This is a genomic window from Arthrobacter sp. JCM 19049, assembly GCF_001310435.1.
Genome location: NZ_BAXF01000346.1, coordinates 1 through 2,361, shown reverse-complemented (window position 1 = coordinate 2,361; position 2,361 = coordinate 1). Strand labels below are relative to the sequence as shown.

1 pseudogene is annotated in these 2,361 nt (G+C 66.7%); it reads left to right on the top strand.

Annotated features, from left to right (window positions below):
- Positions 1-292 precede the first annotated feature (292 nt).
- Positions 293-2,361: pseudogene (leuS, locus tag JCM19049_RS11960) on the top strand (leucine--tRNA ligase); the annotation flags it as partial.

Sequence of the window (2,361 nt, the reverse complement as noted above, 5' to 3'; positions counted from 1 at the left end):
CCCCAGGCCCACGCCTGGGGTGCGCGGCAGTTTAACCGGCCCCAAAGCGCGTGCCGTGGCGCGCCTGTTCCGGCCGCGGATCGGATCCCGTCACCGATGCGGCACCACCCGGTGCCGGTACGGTAGAATCGTGATATGTATTCCCAGTTTCACCTACTCTAAGGTGCCGCCCCCGACGCCAGCTGCGGGGGTCTTTGCGTGTCTGGGAGAGACCAACAATTCAGAGCATGTTTGTGAGACGAGCTAAGTGACATCATCGACGAACGAGACGAAAACCTACGACTTTCGTGCCATGGAGGCCAACTGGGCCAAGGTGTGGGAAGACCTAGAGGTCTTCAAGCCCAAGGATGACGGTTCGGCCGAGCGTCGCTATGTCCTAGACATGTTCCCCTACCCCTCCGGGGACCTGCACATGGGCCACGCCGAGGCGTTCGCGATGGGGGATGTGGTCGCCCGCTACTGGAAGCTCAAGGGCTACGACGTGATGCACCCGATCGGCTGGGACTCCTTCGGGCTGCCGGCCGAGAACGCGGCCATCAAGCGCAACGCGCACCCGGCCGAATGGACCTACAAGAACATCGAGACCCAGGCCGCCAGCTTCAAGCGCTACGCCATCTCCGCGGACTGGTCGCGCCGGCTGCACACCTCGGACCCGGAATACTACCGCTGGACCCAGTGGCTGTTTAACCGCTTCTACGAAAAGGGCCTGGCCTACCGCAAGAACCACCCGGTGAACTGGTGCCCGAAGGACCAGACCGTACTGGCCAACGAACAGGTCGTCAACGGCGCCTGCGAACGCTGCGGCACCCAGGTGACCAAGAAGTCGCTGAACCAGTGGTACTTCAAGATCACCGACTACGCCGACCGCCTGCTGCAGGACATGGAGGACCTCAAGGGCCACTGGCCCGAGCGGGTGCTGCTGATGCAGAAGAACTGGATCGGACGCTCCGAGGGCGCCGAGGTCACCTTCAGCATCGAGGCGGCCGGGGACAAGCCGGCCAAGGACGTCACCGTGTTCACCACCCGCCCGGACACCCTGTACGGGGCGACGTTCATGGTGGTGGCCGCGGACGCGGACCTGGCCGGGGAACTGGTCACCGACGAGCAGCGCCAGGCGCTGGCCGACTACCAGGAGCAGGTCAACCACCTGTCCGAAATTGAGCGCCAGAGCACCGAACGCGAAAAGACCGGGGTGTTTTTGGGCCGCTACGGCATCAACCCGCTCTCCGGGGAGAAGCTGCCGATCTGGGCGGCGGACTACGTGCTCTCCGACTACGGCACCGGCGCGATCATGGCCGTGCCCGCCCACGACCAGCGCGACCTGGAGTTCGCCCAGGCCTTCGACCTGCCGGTGCGCGTGGTCGTGGACACCGGGGAGGAAGACCCGACCGTGTCCAGGACCGCCACCTCCGGGGACGGGAAGCTGGTGAACTCCGGGCAGCTGGACGGGCTGGACAAGCAGGCCGCCATCGCCAAGGCCATCGAAATCGTCGAGGCCGTCGGCACCGGCGAGCACACCGTGAACTTCCGCCTGCGTGACTGGCTGCTCTCCCGCCAGCGCTTCTGGGGCACCCCGATCCCGATCATCCACTGCCCGCAGTGCGGTGAGGTTCCGGTGCCCGATGACCAGCTGCCGGTGCGCCTGCCGGAGAACCTGCGCGGCGAGGAACTGGCCCCGAAGCACCAGCCCGCTGGCCGCGGCCGCGGACTGGGTCAACGTCGCCTGCCCGAGCTGCGGCGGACACGCCAAGCGGGATACCGACACCATGGACACCTTTGTGGACTCCTCCTGGTACTTCCTGCGCTTCGTCTCCCCGGACTACACCCAGGGCCCGTTCGACCCGAAGGCGGTGCGCGACTGGATGCCGGTCGGGCAGTACGTGGGCGGGGTGGAGCACGCGATCCTGCACCTGCTCTACTCGCGCTTCTTCACCAAGGTCGTCCACGACCTGGGCTGATCGACGCGACCGAGCCCTTCAGCGCCCTGCTGAACCAGGGCCAGGTCCTCAACGGCGGCAAGGCGATGAGCAAGTCGCTGGGCAACGGCGTGGACCTGGGCGAACAGCTCGATGAGTACGGGGTGGACGCGGTGCGTCTGACCATGGTCTTCGCCTCCCCGCCGGAGGACGACGTGGACTGGGCCGACGTGTCCCCGTCCGGTTCGCAGAAGTTCCTGGCCCGCGCCTGGCGCCTGGCCCAGGATGTGGCCAGCGCCCCGGGCGTGGACTACACCACCGGGGACACCGCGCTGCGCCAGGTCACCCACCGCACCGTGCACGAGGCGGCCCAGCTGCTGGACGGGCACAAGTTCAACGTGGTGATCGCCAAGACCATGGAACTGGTCAACGCCACCCGCAAGAC